We start from the raw sequence: 17,405 nt of genomic DNA on the forward strand, positions 1-17,405 counted from the left end.
CCGGAAACCATCACAGGAAAGACCGCCGTGAACCCCACCCCCGCGCCCGAGGCCGACGGCCCTCCCTCCATCCACCACCGGGGAGAGGCCGGGACCTCCGGCCACCTCGCCGTCGAGGCGTCGACCGTGCCGCGCCAGAAGGACGTGCCGCACGGTCAGTGGCACGCCCACCGGACGGCGACCGCACGTCCCGCACCGGCACCCGACACGCTGGACCATCCCGATCCCCTCGAACACCCCGATCCTCTGGACCACCCCGACCCGCTCCGTGCCGCCGACGTTGCGGGTATCGAGAACCTGCTGCGCTGCTGGGTCCGCGAATGCGACCTGACCCGCCCGGAGGGGGAGACCCTCCGCATCCCGCTCCCCGCGAGCGGCACCGCCCTGCTGGTCCCCGTCCGCCACTGGTCCGCCACCGGCTGGCACCGTTTCGGGCCGCCCCTCCTGGAGCAGGCACCCGAGGGCGCGCCGGCCGCCGACGCCGTCACCGTCGCCGCCCTCCTGGGCCGTGAGGCCGACCACCACGAGGGCGCCGACATGGTTGCCAGGGTGGCCGACTCGGTGCGTCGGACCGCCGGGTTCATCGACGAACAACGACGCCGCCCCACCGCGCCCCCCGAGGCCGACCTCTTCCTCACCGCGGAGCAGTCACTCCTCCTCGGCCACCCGCTCCACCCCTCGCCCAAGAGCCGGGAAGGCCTCTCCGACTCCGAGTCCCGCCTCTACTCACCCGAGTCGCACGGCTCCTTCCCGCTCCACTGGATGGCCGTCGACCGGTCGGTACTGGCCACCGACTCCGCCTGGACCGACCACGGCCGACCGGTCCCGGCCACCGAACTGGTGGCCCGTCACGCCGAGGGCCTGCGGCTGCCCCCGCGCACCGCGCCGATCCCGCTCCACCCCTGGCAGGCGCGCGAACTGGCGATGCGGCCCGAAGTCGCAGCCCTGGCCGACTCGGGCCTGCTGCACGACCTCGGCCCGTACGGCGAGCGCTGGCACCCCACCTCCTCGGTGCGCACCGTGCAACGCCCCGGCGTGGACCTCATGTTGAAGCTCTCCCTCGGCGTGCGCATCACCAACTCCCGCCGGGAGAACCTCCGCAAGGAGCTTCACCGGGGCGTGGAGGTCCACCGGCTCATGCGCAGCGGCCTCGCCCGGCAGTGGCACGCGGTCCACCCCGGATTCGACATCGTCCGGGACCCCGCGTGGCTCGCGGTCGACACCCCCGAGGGCGAACACATCCCCGGCCTCGACGTCATGCTGCGCCACAACCCCTTCGACCGGTACGACGACGCGGTCTGCATCGCCGGGCTCACCGCGCCGCGCCCCTGGCCCGACCGGGCGGGTATGCGGTCCCGCCTCGTCGACATCGTCCGCCGCCTCGGTGCCGCCACCGGCCGGACCACGACCGCCGTGGCGGCCGAGTGGTTCCTGCGCTATCTGGACCGTGTGGTGCAGCCGGTCCTCTGGCTCGACGGCAACGCGGGGGTCGCCCTCGAAGCCCACCAGCAGAACACCCTGGTCCTCCTCGACGCCGAGGGCTGGCCGGTCGGCGGCCGCTACCGCGACAATCAGGGCTACTACTTCCGTGAGTCCCACCGCGTCGCTCTCGACCGCAGGCTCCCCGGCATCGGATCGGTCAGCGACACCTTCGTCTCCGACGCCGTCACCGACGAACGCTTCGCGTACTACCTCGGCATCAACAACGTGTTCGGACTGATCGGGGCGTTCGGCGCCCAGCAGCTCGCCGACGAACAGGTGCTCCTCGCCGCCTTCCGGCGGTTCCTGGGATCGGCCACCGCACTGGGATCCCCACTCCCCGCGCAGCTGCTGGAAACCCCCCGCCTGCGCTGCAAGGCCAACATGCTGACGCGCCTGCGCGGCCTCGACGAACTCGTCGGGCCGGTGGACACCCAGTCCGTCTACGTCACCATCACCAACCCCCTGTGCGGCTGAGGAACCCACCCCGTCCCGGCCGGGACACCGATGTCGAGCCTGTCCCGGCCGGGGACGCCGACTGTCGAGCCTGTCCCGGCCGGGACGCCGACCGACGAGAGAGGAGAGCGTCACCGTGCCTCCCGCCGACGCGCCCACCGACCCCGGGCCCGGCCCCGCCTCCCCGGCCGGGCCGGACGCCGAGGAGACGCTGGATCTGCGGCTCACCGCCGAACTGCTCGCGCTCCTGGGGGAGGAGGCCCCCGCGTACGGGTACGGACCGGAGGACTCCGGTCTGCTCGACCGGCCGGGCGAGTGGAAGCCCGTCACGACCCGGGCCGGAGTGTTCCAGCTCGTCCCCGTGCGGCTGGAGCGCGACCTCGCGGTGATCAGCCGCTGGATGAACGACCCCGCAGTCGCGGCCTTCTGGGAACTCGCCGGAGCCGAGACCGTCACCGCCGGGCACCTGATGCCCCAGCTCGACGGCGACGGGCGCAGCATCCCCTGCCTGGGAGTGCTCTCCGGCGTCCCGATGAGCTACTGGGAGATCTACCGGGCCGACCTCGACCCCCTGGCCCGGCACTGCGGGCTCCGGCCCCACGACACGGGGATCCACCTCCTCATCGGCGACGTGGAGCGGCGGGGTCATGGAATCGGGACCACCCTGCTCCGGGCCGTCTCCGACCTCGTCCTCGACAACCGCCCTCGGTGTACGCGTGTCGTCGCCGAGCCCGACCTCCGTAACACCCCGTCCGTCTCCGCGTTCCTGAGCGCCGGATTCCGCTACTCCGCCGAGGTCGAACTCCCGGAGAAGCGGGCCGCGCTGATGGTCCGCGACCGAGTCCACCGTGCCCGGCTGTGAACGATCCGCTGTCCTGCCCCCGCCGCTCGAACCCCGTCGGTTCCCTCCCGAGGAGTCCCCGTGCCGAAATATCCCGCGAGCAGTGACGCAGCCCAGTCGCCCGCGCTGCTCAGCACCCCGGAACTGAACCGCGCGGTCTGGGACCGGGCCTCTGCCCGGCTGCTCGCCAAGATGCTCGGCGAATTCGCCTACGAGGAAGTGGTCCGGCCCGTCCCGCGATCCGCCGGGGGCGATACGTACATCCTCGTGCTCGACGACGGCGGGAGCCTGAGCTTCACCGCCCGGCGGGGGGTCTACGGCAGCTGGCGCGTCGCCCCCGACTCGATCCGCGAGGCGAGCAGCGCGGCGACGGAGGCGGATGCCGTCGCCCGTGACGCGGACAGCGGGGTGGCGCATATGGGTGCGACCGCCCGTGAGGCCGGCGGCGGGGCGACGGATGCGACTGCCCGTGACGCGAGCGGCACCGTGGCGGAGGCCGACGTGACCGCGGGGTCCGGCAGCGGGGCGGGGACAGCGGCGCCGGACCAGGTCGCGGGCAGCGTCCCCTTCCGTGATCCGCTGCTGTTCCTCGCCCGCGCCCGTCGCCTTCTCGGGCTGGACGGCGCCACCCTCGGCCACCTCGTCCGCGAGCTCACCACCACACTCACCGCCGACGCCCGCCTCGACCACGGCGCGCTCACCGCCGCCGAACTGGCCGACCTCGACTACGCCGAACTCGAGGGCCACCAGACGGGCCACCCCTGGATCGTCGCCAACAAGGGGCGGCTCGGTTTCTCCGCCACCGACGCGGCCCGCTTCACCCCGGAGGCCCGCACACCGGTCACGCTGCCGTGGATCGCCGTGTCCTCCCGGATCGCCGCCTACCGGGGTGTGGGCGCGCTCGCCGACGCCGGCCGGCTCTACGCCCAGGAGCTGGACCCCGCGGTCCGCGCGTCCTTCGCCGCCACTCTGCGCGGCCGGGGCCTCGACCCGGACGGCTACTACTGCCTGCCCGTCCATCCCTGGCAGTGGGACGAGTGGATCGTTCCCCTGTTCGCTCCGGCCATCGCCGCGGACGACATCGTCCCCCTGCACGCCGACCCGGACCTGCGGCTGCCGCAGCAGTCCATCCGCACCTTCGCCAACCTGGCACGGCCCGACCGGCACACGGTCAAGCTCCCGCTGTCCATCCTGAACACACTGGTCTGGCGTGGCCTGCCGACCGAACGCACCCTCGCCGCGCCCGCCGTCACCGGCTGGGTGCAGGGGATGCGCGACAACGACCCGTTCCTGCGAGACACCTGCGGCGTCATCCTCCTCGGCGAGGTCGCCTCGGTCACGGTCGAGCATCCGCTCTACGACCACCTTCCCGAGACCCCGTACCAGTTCAAGGAGATCCTCGGAGCGATCTGGCGCGAGCCCCTTCTGCCGCGTCTCGCGCCAGGTGAGCGGGCCCGTACCCTCGCCTCGCTCCTGCACACCGATCCGCAGGGCCGCGCCTTCACCGCCGAACTGGTGGCCCGCTCGGGGCTGACGCCCACAGCCTGGCTCACGCGGCTCTTCGCCGCCCTGCTGCCGCCGCTGCTGCACTTCCTCTACCGCTACGGCACCGTCTTCTCGCCGCACGGCGAGAACGCCATCGTCGTCTTCGACGACCACGACGTCCCGGTACGCCTGGCGATCAAGGACTTCGTCGACGACGTGAACGTCAGCGCCCGACCGCTGCCCGAGCACGACACGATGCCGCCGGACGTGCGGAGGGTCCTGCTCACGGAGGAACCCGCCTTCCTCACCCAGTTCATCCACTCCGGTCTCTTCACCGGAGTCTTCCGTTTCCTCTCCCCGCTCTGCGAGGAACAGCTCGGGGTGTCCGAGGGCGAATTCTGGTCACTCGTCCGGGCGGAGATCCTGCGCCACCACGCCCGGTTCCCGGAGCTGAAGGAACGGTTCGAGATGTTCGACATGCTGACGCCGCGCATCGAACGCCTCTGTCTGAACCGCAACCGCCTGCACCTGGACGGCTATCGCGACCGGCCCGAGCGCCCGCACGCGGCGATCCACGGCACAGTGGCCAATCCGCTCCACGCCTCCGCGTGAGTCCGGGAGTGAGCGTCGTTGTCAGTGGCGCCCCGTAGGCTGGTCGGGCTATGACGAAGCCATCTCTCCCCGAGCTCCTGCACGCCGCCGTGACCGCCGTCGGCGGTACGGAGCGCCCCGGCCAGGCCGCCATGGCCGACGCCGTCGCCGAGGCGGTTGACGACCACTCCCACCTGCTCGTCCAGGCGGGCACCGGCACGGGCAAATCGCTCGGCTATCTGGTGCCCGCCCTGGCACACGGCGAGCGCGTCGTGGTGGCCACGGCGACCCTGGCCCTCCAGCGCCAGCTCGTGGAGCGGGACCTCCCGCGTACGGTCGACGCACTGCATCCGCTGCTGCGCCGGCGCCCGCAGTTCGCCATGCTCAAGGGCCGGTCGAACTACCTCTGTCTGCACCGCCTCCACGAAGGCGTGCCGCAGGAGGAGGAAGAGGGGCTCTTCGACCAGTTCGAGGCGGCCGCTCCGTCGAGCAAGCTCGGCCAGGATCTGCTGCGCATGCGGGACTGGGCGGACGAGACGGAGACCGGCGACCGGGACGACCTCACCCCCGGCGTCTCGGACCGGGCCTGGGCACAGATCTCCGTCTCCTCCCGGGAGTGCCTGGGCGCCACGAAATGCGCGTACGGGGCCGAGTGCTTCGCCGAGCAGGCCCGGGAGCGTGCCAAGCTCGCCGATGTGGTGGTGACGAACCACGCGCTCCTGGCCATCGACGCCATCGAGGGCGCCCCGGTGCTCCCGCAGCACGAGGTACTCATCGTCGACGAGGCGCACGAGCTGGTCTCCCGGGTCACCGGAGTGGCCACCGGCGAGCTCACCCCCGGTCAGGTCAGCCGTGCGGTGCGCCGCGCGGCGAAGCTGGTCAACGAGAAGGCCGCCGACGCCCTGCAGACTGCGTCGGAGGGGTTCGAGCGGGTGATGGAGCTGGCGCTTCCGGGCCGGCTGGAGGAGGTCCCCGAGGACCTCGGCTACGCACTGATGGCGCTGCGCGACGCCGCTCGTACGGTGATCACCGCGCTCGGCTCCACCCGTGACAAGTCCGTCCAGGACGAGGACGCGGTCCGTAAGCAGGCCATGGCCTCGATCGAGACGATCCACGGTGTCGCCGAGCGCATCACGCAGGGCTCCGAGTACGACGTCGTCTGGTACGAGCGCCACGACCGCTTCGGCGCCTCCGTGCGGGTCGCCCCCCTCTCGGTCTCCGGGCTGCTGCGCGAGAAGCTCTTCGCCGACCGCTCCGTGGTCCTCACCTCGGCGACGCTCAAGCTCGGCGGGGACTTCAACGGCGTGGGAGCCTCCCTCGGGCTCTCCCCGGAGGGCACCGCGGGCGATGACGTCCCGCAGTGGAAGGGCCTCGACGTCGGCTCGCCCTTCGACTACCCGAAGCAGGGGATCCTGTACGTCGCCCGGCATCTGGCGACCCCGGGCCGGGAGGGTTCCCGCACGGACATGCTGGACGAGCTCGCCGAGCTGGTGGAGGCCGCGGGCGGGCGCACGCTCGGACTGTTCTCCTCCATGCGGGCGGCCCAGGCCGCGGCCGAGGAGCTGCGGGGCAGGCTGGAGCGGCCGATCCTGCTCCAGGGCGAGGAGACCCTGGGGGAACTGATCAAGAATTTCGCGGCCGACCCGGAGACCTGTCTCTTCGGCACGCTCTCGCTCTGGCAGGGCGTCGACGTCCCGGGCGCGAGCTGTCAGCTGGTGATCATGGACCGGATTCCCTTCCCGCGGCCCGACGATCCTTTGATGAGCGCACGCCAGAAGGCCGTCGAGGAGGCCGGGGGCAACGGCTTCATGGCCGTGGCCGCCACGCATGCGGCCCTGTTGATGGCCCAGGGCGCCGGGCGTCTCGTCCGCGCGACCGGGGACAAGGGTGTCGTCGCCGTGCTCGACCCGCGCCTCGCCAATGCCCGGTACGGCAGCTATCTGCGCGCCTCGCTCCCCGACTTCTGGTACACGACCGACCCGAACCAGGCACGCCGCTCGCTCGCCGCGATCGACGAGGCGGCCAGGGCCGACGCGAAGTAGTCCCGAGCGGGCCTCCGGGAAGCGGCAGGGCCCCTGGTATCCGTACAGCGGATACCAGGGGCCCTGTGTGCCGGACCGGGCGGTGGATCACACCCGGCGGAGCACCGCCACGACCTTGCCGAGGATCGTCGCCTCGTCACCGGGGATCGGCTGGTACGCGGAGTTGTGCGGGAGCAGCCACACGTGGCCGTCCTCGCGCTTGAAGCGCTTGACCGTGGCCTCGCCGTCCAGCATGGCGGCGACGATGTCGCCGTTCTCCGCCACGGGCTGGCGTCGCACGGTGACCCAGTCCCCGTCACAGATGGCCGCTTCGATCATCGAGTCACCGACGACCTTCAGCACGAAGAGCTCTCCGTCCCCGACCAGCTGGCGGGGGAGGGGGAACACGTCCTCGACCGATTCCTCGGCGAGGATCGGACCACCTGCGGCGATCCGGCCGACCAGCGGCACGTACGACGCCGCGGGCTTCCCGGTGGTGTCCGTGGGCTGTGTGCTGGGCTGGTCCGAGCCGCGCACCTCGTACGCCCGCGGGCGATGGGGGTCGCGGCGCAGGAAGCCCTTGCGCTCCAGGGCCATCAGCTGATGTGCGACGGAGGACGTGCTGGAAAGGCCCACCGCCTGACCGATCTCCCGCATCGACGGGGGGTATCCCCGCCGTTGTACGGAGTCCCGGATGACCTCGATCACTCGCCGCTGCCGGTCCGTGAGCCCCGAGCTGTCCGCCCGGATTCCAGGAGGTCGTCCGGGCAGCGAGCGCGCTGGGCGCGCGGGCTCCGGCCCCTCCGTGTTCGTGACTGAGTCATTCATGGCATGCACCGGCTCGAGTCGGCTCTGGGAGCGGTCCTGGGCAGTGATGATGGCACTGTCTGCGGTGGTGGTCACGTCGGCCCCTCTCGAATGGTCTCCCTAGCTGGACAACGGTAGTAGCTTTCGAAAGGTTGCGCCAAACACACGTTCGAGTGAAAAACGAATAAAAGTCTGTTGAGTGCTCAACGCCGGGTGTATGAGCGAAGCCGGGCGGGGGTTTCCGTCGCCGGTCCGGGCTGTCGCCCCGCGCGCGAGCCGACCGGCATTTCGGACCATTACGCTAGCGTCCGCGCCCGCGGCGCCGGTGCGCGGGGTCGCCTTCCGCGCGCCGTCCGGGTCGTCCGTGCGGCCCCGGGGCGGCCGCCCCCGCACTCGGCGGTGCCGGCCGCTTCCCGTACCCTCGTGCTCGGCCTTACGCTGCCTTCCGGCCGCCCGGAGCGCTCGACACGCGCTAGGGCCAAATGCGCGGCCAAACCCAAGATCTAGTGGTTGGATTGCTACAGCCACCCAGAAGTTGTGGTCCCCGTCCATCGGGGGTGTGGTCATCGCCTATGCTTGAGACCGCTTCGAAGGCCCCTCACCGGGCCTGAAGAGGCTATTCAGTCGTGTTGTGAAGGAGGGTTGGGAGCCATGCACTGCCCCTTCTGCAGGCACCCCGACAGCCGGGTCGTCGACAGTCGCACCACCGACGACGGGACCTCGATCCGCCGGCGTCGCCAGTGCCCCGACTGCTCCCGCCGTTTCACGACGGTGGAGACCTGCTCGCTCATGGTGGTCAAGCGCAGCGGTGTCACCGAGCCCTTCAGCCGCACCAAGGTCATCTCCGGCGTGCGCAAGGCGTGTCAGGGGCGGCCGGTCACCGAGGACGCCCTCGCCAAACTCGGCCAGCGGGTCGAGGAGGCGGTGCGCGCCACCGGCAGTGCCGAGCTGACCACTCACGACGTGGGTCTGGCCATCCTCGGCCCCCTGCAGGAACTCGACCTCGTCGCGTACCTGCGGTTCGCGTCCGTCTACCGGGCGTTCGACAGCCTCGAAGACTTCGAGGCCGCCATCGTGGAACTCCGCGAGCGACGGCCTCCCGTACAAGGACGCGGGACCGGCGAGACCCTTGAGGTCCCCGTTCCCGCCGTCGCCGCCGACTGAGCGGCACTCGTCGGCCCCGCTGATCCGTTGATCGGCTGCGGGCCGGCACCTGGACCTGCTCCGGACGGTGTACGCGGCGTCCGGAGTATCAGACACACACTGTGCCCGGGGAAGTTCTCGGCACTTCAGGGCGTTTTTGCCCACATATGGGAGGCGGCATGACAGAGACGGCGAGCGGCCCGGCACGAGGTTCCCGAACCAAGGGGACCAAGTCGACTGCGACCAAGCAGGGCCTGCGTATCGAGCGCATCCACACCACCCCCGGCGTGCATCCGTACGACGAGGTGGCGTGGGAGCGCCGTGACGTCGTCATGACCAACTGGCGCGACGGCTCGATCAACTTCGAGCAGCGTGGCGTCGAGTTCCCCGACTTCTGGTCGGTGAACGCGGTCAACATCGTCACCAGCAAGTACTTCCGCGGGGCTGTCGGCACCCCCCAGCGCGAGACCGGTCTGCGACAGCTGATCGACCGGATCGTCAAGACGTACCGGAAGGCCGGCGAGGACTACAACTACTTCGCCTCTCCCGCGGACGCCGAGATCTTCGAGCACGAGCTGGCCTACGCCCTCCTGCACCAGATCTTCAGCTTCAACTCGCCGGTCTGGTTCAACGTCGGCACGCCCCAGCCGCAGCAGGTCTCCGCCTGCTTCATCCTGGCCGTCGACGACTCCATGGAGTCGATCCTCGACTGGTACAAGGAAGAGGGGATGATCTTCAAGGGCGGCTCCGGTGCCGGCCTGAACCTCTCCCGTATCCGCTCCTCCAAGGAGCTCCTCTCCTCCGGCGGAAACGCCTCCGGACCGGTCTCCTTCATGCGTGGCGCCGACGCGTCCGCCGGAACGATCAAGTCCGGTGGCGCCACCCGTCGTGCGGCCAAGATGGTCATTCTCGACGTCGACCACCCCGACATCGAGAACTTCATCGAGACCAAGGTGAAGGAGGAGGAGAAGATCCGCGCCCTGCGTGACGCGGGCTTCGACATGGACCTGGGCGGCGACGACATCACGTCCGTCCAGTACCAGAACGCCAACAACTCGGTCCGGGTGAACGACGAGTTCATGAAGGCCGTCGAGTCCGGCGGGAAGTTCGGGCTGCGTGCCCGGATGACCGGCGACGTCATCGAAGAGGTCGAGGCCAAGTCCCTCTTCCGCAAGATGGCCGAGGCGGCCTGGGCCTGCGCCGACCCGGGTATCCAGTACGACGACACCATCAACGCCTGGCACACCTGCCCGGAGTCCGGCCGGATCAACGGCTCGAACCCGTGCAGCGAGTACATGCACCTGGACAACACCTCGTGCAACCTCGCCTCGCTTAACCTGATGAAGTTCCTCAAGGACGACGGCAAGGGCAACCAGTCCTTCGAGTCCGAGCGCTTCGCCAAGGTCGTCGAGCTGGTCATCACCGCGATGGACATCTCCATCTGCTTCGCCGACTTCCCGACCGAGAAGATCGGCGAGAACACCCGCGCGTTCCGTCAGCTGGGCATCGGTTACGCCAACCTCGGCGCCCTGCTGATGGCGACCGGCCACGCGTACGACAGCGACGGCGGCCGCGCGCTCGCGGGTGCCATCACCTCGCTGATGACCGGCACCTCGTACAAGCGCTCCGCCGAGCTGGCCGCCGTCGTCGGCCCGTACGACGGCTACGCCCGCAACGCCGAGCCGCACCAGCGCGTCATGAAGCAGCACGCCGACGCCAACGCCGTGGCCATGCACGCCGACGACCTGGACAGCACGATCTGGGCCGCCGCGACAGAGGCATGGCAGGACGTCATCCGTCTCGGCGCGAAGAACGGTTTCCGTAACGCGCAGGCCTCGGTCATCGCGCCCACCGGCACCATCGGTCTCGCGATGTCCTGCGACACCACCGGCCTCGAGCCCGACCTCGCCCTGGTCAAGTTCAAGAAGCTCGTCGGCGGCGGCTCGATGCAGATCGTCAACGGCACCGTTCCGCAGGCCATGCGCCGCCTGGGCTACCAGGAGGAGCAGATCGAGGCGGTCGTCGCCCACATCGCCGAGAACGGCAACGTGATCGACGCCCCCGGCCTGAAGACCGAGCACTACGAGGTCTTCGACTGCGCGATGGGCGAGCGTTCCATCTCCGCGATGGGCCACGTGCGCATGATGGCGGCCATCCAGCCGTGGATCTCCGGCGCGCTCTCCAAGACGGTGAACCTGCCGGAGACGGCCACCGTCGAGGACGTCGAAGAGGTCTACTTCGAGGCGTGGAAGATGGGCGTCAAGGCGCTCGCGATCTACCGCGACAACTGCAAGGTCGGCCAGCCCCTCTCCGCCAAGACCAAGGAGAAGGAGAAGGAGGCGGTCACCGCCAAGGCCGAGGACACCATCCGTACCGCGGTCGAGAAGGTCGTCGAGTACCGCCCGGTCCGCAAGCGTCTGCCCAAGGGCCGTCCCGGCATCACCACCTCCTTCACGGTGGGCGGCGCCGAGGGTTACATGACCGCCAACTCCTACCCGGACGACGGTCTCGGCGAGGTCTTCCTGAAGATGTCCAAGCAGGGCTCGACCCTCGCGGGCATGATGGACGCCTTCTCCATCGCCGTCTCGGTGGGTCTGCAGTACGGCGTTCCGCTGGAGACGTACGTCTCGAAGTTCACCAACATGCGCTTCGAGCCGGCCGGTATGACGGACGACCCGGACGTGCGGATGGCGCAGTCGATCGTCGACTACATCTTCCGCCGCCTGGCGCTGGACTTCCTGCCCTTCGAGACCCGCTCGGCCCTCGGCATCCACTCCGCCGAGGAGCGTCAGCGCCACCTCGACACCGGTTCCTACGAGCCGTCGTTCGAGGAGGAGCAGCTGGAGGCCGAGAGTCTGGCCCAGTCCGCCCCGGTGCGGCAGCCGGAGCCGCTGAAGGCCGTGGCCCCGGTGCAGGAGGCCGGCACGCCGGCCCCGAAGACGGCGCACACCTCGGCCGAGCTCGTCGAGATGCAGCTCGGCATCAGCGCCGACGCGCCGCTCTGCTTCTCCTGCGGTACGAAGATGCAGCGCGCCGGTTCCTGCTACATCTGCGAGGGCTGCGGTTCGACCAGCGGCTGCAGCTGACCGAACCGGGTGCCCCGAGAGGGGCGACGGCCTTGCCGAAGGGGGCGGGCAGGACTCCGATCACGGAGTTCCTGCCCGCCCCCTTCGGCTGTCCGCACTGGGTCACGCTCCGGGCGGACGGCTTCCCATGGCCGTGGCGAACGAGTCGGCGTCCCCGTCGAATCCGCGCACCGTGTCGTGGAAGTTCCAGACCCCGGAGGAGTCCCGCACGAACTCGGCGACGACGGCCGCGGTCGCCGCAGCCACCGCCGAGAAGTCGTCCTCGGCGAGGATGTCGTACCCCTCACGGATCTGTACGGCGGTGTTCTCTATCGCCCCGAACGGCTTGTGGCCGTCGCGCTGCTGAATGGCGACACCGACGACGACCCGGGAGTACGCCTCCGAGAGCCGGTCCAGCTCCAGCGTCATGACCTCGTCGTACCCCAGGCCCTGGCCGGTCCTGCTGTCGCGGTTGAGCGTGATGGTGCCGTCGGGTGCCCGGCTGTCGAAGTGCACGAGATAGCCGGGGCTGCCGTACGGCTCCTCGGCCGGGTAGGTCGCCGCGATGATGTCGAGGTCGTTGGCGGGCTCGCCGTGAGGGCTGGGATCCCACTTGACCCTGACCTCGATCTTCTCGATGTCCTTGTTGGGAGTGCTCATCGGACTTCGCTCCTTCGCGCGGGGCCGTCGGTCCGGTTCTATCACTCGATCGTGTCCGTAACGGCCCGTGGAACAAACCGGCTTGGGGACGAGGGGCGTAATCGGGCCACGATGGTGAGCACGGTGTCTCGATGCGAGATCTGCCGCGGTGGACGTGAGCGCACCTCGTGGCGGAACCCTTCGATGGCGCTGCGCACCTGACAGCCCCCGCCCGCACCGGCGACAAGGATCCGCTCCACCGAATCCGGCGGTCGCACAGCGGGTCGGTGAGCAGCGAGGTCGTGGTGATCATTGTGTGATCACCCGTGACCGGTTCTGATGCACTCCGTCGGAGCGTGACCCACGCCACGTCCATCACCCGTACGATGATGCGGTGCTGGTCAAGTGGATTCGCTGCAGTGTGGGGGACCGTCGCGGTTTCGAGCGGGGGCAGCGGAAGTGGGCGGGGCTGCTGGGTGAGCCGGGGTTCAGGGGGCAGGGCGGTGGCTGGAGCCGCAGCCGGCCGGAGGTCGCCCATGTCTTCGCGTTCTGGGAGAACAGGGTCTTCTACGACTCGTTCATGGCGCGCGGGCACGACGCCCTGGCCGCTGCGCAGACCGGTACGTGCAGCGACATCCAGGTCAAGCTGTTCGAGTACCGCTTCGACGTGAAGACCGGCTTCGAACCGCACTTCACGGACGCCGACGTGGTCAGGGTGGCGCACAGCAGGGTGCACGAGGACCGCGTCGAGCACTTCGCCCTGATGCAGCAGCGGGTGTGGAATCCGGCGATGGCCGGCTCGCCCGGGATGCTGCGCGGCGTGTTCGGCGAGGCGCCCGGGCACGAGTTCCTGGTCCTGTCGATGTGGCAGTCGAGCGCCGAGCGGGGCAAGTACCGGCCGGCGAGTGTCGAACGGCTCTCGCAGCGCGCGCAGACCGAGGACGACGTGGCCTCGCTCGCCGGCGACGTCGTCCAGCTCGAACCGGCATGGACCGTGTGACCGGCCGGGGCGGCCGGGGTTTCACCTGCGACATGCACCATCGGGTTCCGGACAATTGCTCGAACGGCCGTGACTCGATCTAGGGTCGGTACATGGCAAGACCGCAACGCATTGTCCTCGTCAGGCACGGCGAGTCCGAGGGCAACGCCGACGACACCGTGTACGAGCGCGAGCCCGACCACGCACTGAGGCTCACCCCGACCGGCCTGCGGCAGTCCCGCGAGACGGGGGCGCGGCTGCGCGAGCTGTTCGACGGTGAGCGCGTGAGCGTGTACGTCTCGCCCTACCGCCGAACGCACGAGACGTTCAGATCCTTCGGGCTGGATCTCGAACGCGTCCGGGTGCGTGAGGAGCCCCGGCTGCGCGAGCAGGACTGGGGGAACTGGCAGGACCGGGACGACGTACGCCTCCAGAAGGCGTACCGGGACGCCTACGGGCACTTCTTCTACCGCTTCGCGCAGGGCGAGTCCGGTGCGGACGTGTACGACCGGGTGGGCGCCTTCCTGGAGAGTCTGTACCGGAGCTTCGAGGACCCAGACCACCCGGAGAACGTCCTGCTGGTCACGCACGGACTGACCATGCGGCTCTTCTGCATGCGCTGGTTCCACTGGTCCGTGGCCGAATTCGAATCGCTCTCCAACCCGTGCAACGGAGAATCCCGGGCGCTGGTACTGGGCAAGGACGGCCGCTACACGCTGGACAGGCCGTTCGAGCGCTGGCGCACTCCTGAGCCGTACGGCATCACCGGATAGAGTGGAAGCGATGACCGAATCCGCTTCCGACCAGCGCTTCGTACGCGCCCTTGCCAGCCTGCGTGGCCTCTCCGTGGGAGATGCCCTGGGCTCCCAGTTCTTTGTGCCCGCCAACTACCCGCTCCTGAAGGACCGCGCCCTGCCCCCCGGGCCCTGGCAGTGGACCGACGACACCGAGATGGCCGCCTCGGTCCTGGCCGTGCTGCGGAAGCACGGCCGTATCGACCAGGACGCGCTCGCCCGCTCCTTCGCGACGCACCATGACTTCGACCGGGGATACGGCCCCGCCGTGAACCGCCTGCTCAGGCTGGTCCGGGAGGGTGGGGACTGGCGCGAGCTGGCCTCCTCGCTCTTCCAGGGCCAGGGTTCGTGGGGCAACGGCTCGTCGATGCGCATCGCACCGCTCGGCGCCTGGTACGCGGACGACCCCGAGCAGGCCACGCACCAGGCCGAGATCTCCTCGTACACCACGCACCAGCACCGGGAAGCCGTCGTCGGAGCGATGGCGGTCGCTGCGGCCGCCGCACTCGCGGCCTCGCCCACCGGGCCGCCGACGCCGGCTGACCTCCTGGACGGCGTGATCGCGCTCGTGCCGCGCAGCGCGGTCGGCGCCGGACTGCGCAGGGCCCGCGACATGCTGGACTACAAGGACGCGGGCACGGTCGCCGCGGTCCTGGGCAACGGGCGCCGTACGAGCGCGCACGACACCGTCCCGTTCGCTCTCTGGTCCGCGGCGCGCAGTCTCGGCGATTTCGAGCAGGCCTTCTGGGTGACCGCACAGGCCGGCGGTGACGTCGACACGACGTGCGCGATCGTCGGCGGGGTGGTCGCGGCCGGCACGGCGGGCGAGCCACCGGCGGACTGGACGGCACAGACGGAAGCGCTGCCCGACTGGATGACGGGCTGAACCGCCTCCGGCGCCCGACTGTCACGGATCTGCCACAGCGTTGCCCCGTTCGGCTGACTGCCGTCGCGGCGGGTTTACTCTTTCGGCCACGTCGCCCTCGGTGATCATCACGACGGGTGTGCACCGAATGAGACGCCGGGGGGCCGCGCTGCCGAGAGCCGCGTGAGCGGACCTCGGTGGGGAGGGGTCCCGTGTCAGATCACACGTCAGAATCATCCCGGCCGGAGCGTGCGCCGGAGACACCGGGCGCGGCGGAGCCGCCGGGAGCCGTTGAGCCCGCGCCGGAGCCCGCGGCGGCTCCGGCGTCCGGCGAGGCCCGGGCGCCGGAGGCGTCGACCGAGCGGGCCGGTACGCCCGGGCCGGAGAACCCCGCCGGGGCGTCTCCGGCCGGGCCCGCGGGCCCGCCCACCGGCGCCCAGCAGCCGCAGGGTCGCGAGCAGGTGCCCGGCACGCCCGTGTCCCAGCAGCCGCAGGGTCACGTGCAGGAGCCAGGAATCCCCGTGGTCCCGCAGCCGCGCGACACCGGACCGCAGCCTCCGAAGGTTCCGGCCTACGCGCAGCAGGCGCGGCCGCCGCAGCGGCAGCCCAAGCAGACACCTTCGGAGCTCTCGCGGCTGCGCCCGGTCAAGCCGGGAACCATCCCGGGCGCCACGCTCTGGGCCGTACTCGCGACCGGACTGCTCAGTGCCCTGCTGCTCGGCGACGGCATCGGCCTGAACCTGCTGCTCGTGGCGGTTCCCGCAGCACTCGCGGCCTACTTCGCCGCCCGTTCTGCCGCCCGTCGGCTGCGTCCGTGGACCGCCGTCTGGGCGGTCGGCGGGCCGGCCCTGCTCGTCGTTCCGGCACTCCGCGACGCCGGCTGGCCGAGCTTCCTCGCCATCGTGTCCGCCTTCGCGCTCGGGTCTCTCGCCCTGCACGGCAGCCGCAGCTGGCTGGGGATGTTCCTCGGTTCGCTGGGCCTGCTCACCTCCGTCGCCGAATCGCTGGGCTGGGGCGCCCGCGGGGTACGCGACCGGATGGCGGGTTCCAGAGGCCGCTGGGGCGTGGCCTTCCGCACCACGGTCGTGGCGGTCGTCCTGCTGATCGTGTTCGGGGCGCTCTTCGCGAGCGCCGACGCGGCGTTCGCCGACGTACTCGGCAGCCTGATGCCGGATGTGTCCGTCGGTGACAGCCCGTGGCGGTTCTTCCTCGGCGTGCTCGGCCTCGTCGGCGCGCTCGCCGCCGCGTACACCGCCGCCGCCCCCGTGCGCTGGGACGGGCTGACGGTGCGCCCGGGCAAGGCGCGCGGGCGACTGGAATGGGCGCTGCCGCTGGTCGTCCTGAACCTGCTCTTCGCCGCCTTCCTCGCCATCCAGCTCACGGTGCTGCTCGGCGGGTACGACAAGGTGATGGCCGAGACCGACCTCAGCTACTCCCAGTACGCCCGCGAGGGATTCTGGCAGCTGCTCTGGGCCACGCTGCTCACCCTGCTGGTCATCGCGCTCGCGCTCCGCTGGGCGCCGCGCGGCGGAGCACGCGACCGCACGCTCGTACGCGGCGTCCTCGGCACGCTGTGCCTGCTCACGCTCGTCGTCGTCGCTTCCGCGCTGCGACGCATGGACCTCTACGTCGATGCGTACGGTCTGACCAGGCTGCGGATCTCCGTGGCAGCGGTCGAGCTGTGGCTCGGGGTGGTCCTCGTGCTGATCATCGCGGCCGGGGCCTTCGGCGCGAAGCTGCTGCCGCGCGCCGTCGCGGCGAGCGCGGCCGTCGGCGTCCTGGCATTCGGCCTCGTCTCGCCCGACGGCCTGATCGCGCAGCAGAACGTAGAGCGCTACAGCCGCCATCACTCGATCGACATCGAGTACCTGCGTGGCCTGTCGGCCGATGCCGTACCGGCCCTCGACACCCTCCCGGAGCCCCTGCGCTCCTGCGCCCTGGAGGAGATCCAGCGGTCACTGCGGAACTCGGACGAGCCCTGGTACGCCACGAGTTGGGGCGAGGCGAAGGCTCGGGACATTCTCGGGGACTGGGACCCCGGCTACCGTACGCGAGACTGCCGCGGTCTCGGGTCAGGGGAGAACGGGAGCGAACGCGGCGAGGTGGACGATCAGTACGACCCCTACGACCCGTACTGATCGCCGAAGCGCGCATCGCACCGGAAGCGGGTCGTCCCCCCGGGGCGGCCCGCTTCCGTTCGTACGTACTGCTTCCGTCGCTGCTGATTCCGGGGCGCGCAG

At 70.5% G+C, this 17,405-nt stretch carries 12 protein-coding genes; 10 read left to right on the top strand and 2 right to left on the bottom strand.

Features of this window, described 5'->3' with window-relative positions; translation table 11 throughout:
* Nucleotides 1-27: 27 nt before the first annotated feature.
* From ABT025_RS22775 to ABT025_RS22790, 4 genes are all read left to right on the top strand, one after another.
* Nucleotides 28-1,956, top strand: coding sequence for an IucA/IucC family protein (locus ABT025_RS22775; protein WP_350997335.1), 1,929 nt, complete (start codon nt 28-30; stop codon nt 1,954-1,956).
* 115 nt (nt 1,957-2,071) lie between these two features.
* Complete coding sequence (locus tag ABT025_RS22780; protein ID WP_502972000.1) at nt 2,072-2,797, top strand: GNAT family N-acetyltransferase; 726 nt, start codon at nt 2,072-2,074, stop codon at nt 2,795-2,797.
* A gap of 60 nt (nt 2,798-2,857) precedes the next feature.
* Nucleotides 2,858-4,873 (top strand): IucA/IucC family protein, encoded by a 2,016-nt coding sequence (locus tag ABT025_RS22785; protein WP_350997338.1) that lies wholly within the window; start codon nt 2,858-2,860, stop codon nt 4,871-4,873.
* 50 nt (nt 4,874-4,923) lie between these two features.
* Complete coding sequence (locus ABT025_RS22790) at nt 4,924-6,894, top strand: ATP-dependent DNA helicase (protein WP_350997347.1); 1,971 nt, start codon at nt 4,924-4,926, stop codon at nt 6,892-6,894.
* Between the two features lie 87 nt (nt 6,895-6,981).
* Here ABT025_RS22790 and lexA read toward each other — a convergent pair whose 3' ends face one another.
* Complete coding sequence (lexA, locus tag ABT025_RS22795) at nt 6,982-7,776, bottom strand: transcriptional repressor LexA (RefSeq protein ID WP_219573501.1); 795 nt, start codon at nt 7,774-7,776, stop codon at nt 6,982-6,984.
* Nucleotides 7,777-8,331: 555 nt separating this feature from the next.
* On the opposite strand from lexA, the gene nrdR reads away from it, so the two are divergent.
* Together nrdR and ABT025_RS22805 are read left to right on the top strand one after the other, a co-directional pair.
* Nucleotides 8,332-8,844 (top strand): transcriptional regulator NrdR, encoded by a 513-nt coding sequence (nrdR, locus tag ABT025_RS22800; RefSeq protein ID WP_350997351.1) that lies wholly within the window; start codon nt 8,332-8,334, stop codon nt 8,842-8,844.
* A 158-nt stretch (nt 8,845-9,002) separates the two neighbouring features.
* Nucleotides 9,003-11,909, top strand: a complete 2,907-nt coding sequence (locus tag ABT025_RS22805) for a vitamin B12-dependent ribonucleotide reductase (RefSeq protein WP_350997354.1) — start codon at nt 9,003-9,005, stop codon at nt 11,907-11,909.
* A 102-nt stretch (nt 11,910-12,011) separates the two neighbouring features.
* Here the strand turns inward: ABT025_RS22805 and ABT025_RS22810 are convergent, their stop codons facing one another.
* Nucleotides 12,012-12,548 (bottom strand): TerD family protein, encoded by a 537-nt coding sequence (locus ABT025_RS22810; protein WP_350997357.1) that lies wholly within the window; start codon nt 12,546-12,548, stop codon nt 12,012-12,014.
* Between the two features lie 373 nt (nt 12,549-12,921).
* Between ABT025_RS22810 and ABT025_RS22815 the strand changes: the two genes are divergently transcribed.
* From ABT025_RS22815 to ABT025_RS22830, 4 genes are all read left to right on the top strand, one after another.
* The gene (locus ABT025_RS22815; protein ID WP_350997360.1) at nt 12,922-13,527 is read left to right on the top strand and encodes a YdbC family protein; all 606 of its coding nucleotides are present in this window, start codon (nt 12,922-12,924) and stop codon (nt 13,525-13,527) included.
* Between the two features lie 92 nt (nt 13,528-13,619).
* Nucleotides 13,620-14,279 (top strand): histidine phosphatase family protein, encoded by a 660-nt coding sequence (locus ABT025_RS22820; RefSeq protein ID WP_350997363.1) that lies wholly within the window; start codon nt 13,620-13,622, stop codon nt 14,277-14,279.
* 10 nt (nt 14,280-14,289) lie between these two features.
* Nucleotides 14,290-15,186 (top strand): ADP-ribosylglycohydrolase family protein, encoded by an 897-nt coding sequence (locus ABT025_RS22825; RefSeq protein ID WP_350997366.1) that lies wholly within the window; start codon nt 14,290-14,292, stop codon nt 15,184-15,186.
* Between the two features lie 191 nt (nt 15,187-15,377).
* Complete coding sequence (locus ABT025_RS22830; protein ID WP_350997369.1) at nt 15,378-17,303, top strand: DUF4153 domain-containing protein; 1,926 nt, start codon at nt 15,378-15,380, stop codon at nt 17,301-17,303.
* Nucleotides 17,304-17,405 lie beyond the last annotated feature (102 nt).

This window comes from Streptomyces sp. NPDC002809 (assembly GCF_040295435.1).
Lineage (GTDB): Bacteria > Actinomycetota > Actinomycetes > Streptomycetales > Streptomycetaceae > Streptomyces.

Excerpts from the sequence above, each read along its gene's own strand:
- ABT025_RS22790 (WP_350997347.1), top strand. The coding sequence starts at position 4,924 with ATGACGAAGCCATCTCTCCCCGAGCTCCTGCACGCCGCCGTGACCGCC.
- nrdR (WP_350997351.1), top strand. The coding sequence starts at position 8,332 with ATGCACTGCCCCTTCTGCAGGCACCCCGACAGCCGGGTCGTCGACAGT.
- ABT025_RS22805 (WP_350997354.1), top strand. The coding sequence starts at position 9,003 with ATGACAGAGACGGCGAGCGGCCCGGCACGAGGTTCCCGAACCAAGGGG.
- ABT025_RS22810 (WP_350997357.1), bottom strand. The coding sequence starts at position 12,548 with ATGAGCACTCCCAACAAGGACATCGAGAAGATCGAGGTCAGGGTCAAG.
- ABT025_RS22820 (WP_350997363.1), top strand. The coding sequence starts at position 13,620 with ATGGCAAGACCGCAACGCATTGTCCTCGTCAGGCACGGCGAGTCCGAG.
- ABT025_RS22825 (WP_350997366.1), top strand. The coding sequence starts at position 14,290 with ATGACCGAATCCGCTTCCGACCAGCGCTTCGTACGCGCCCTTGCCAGC.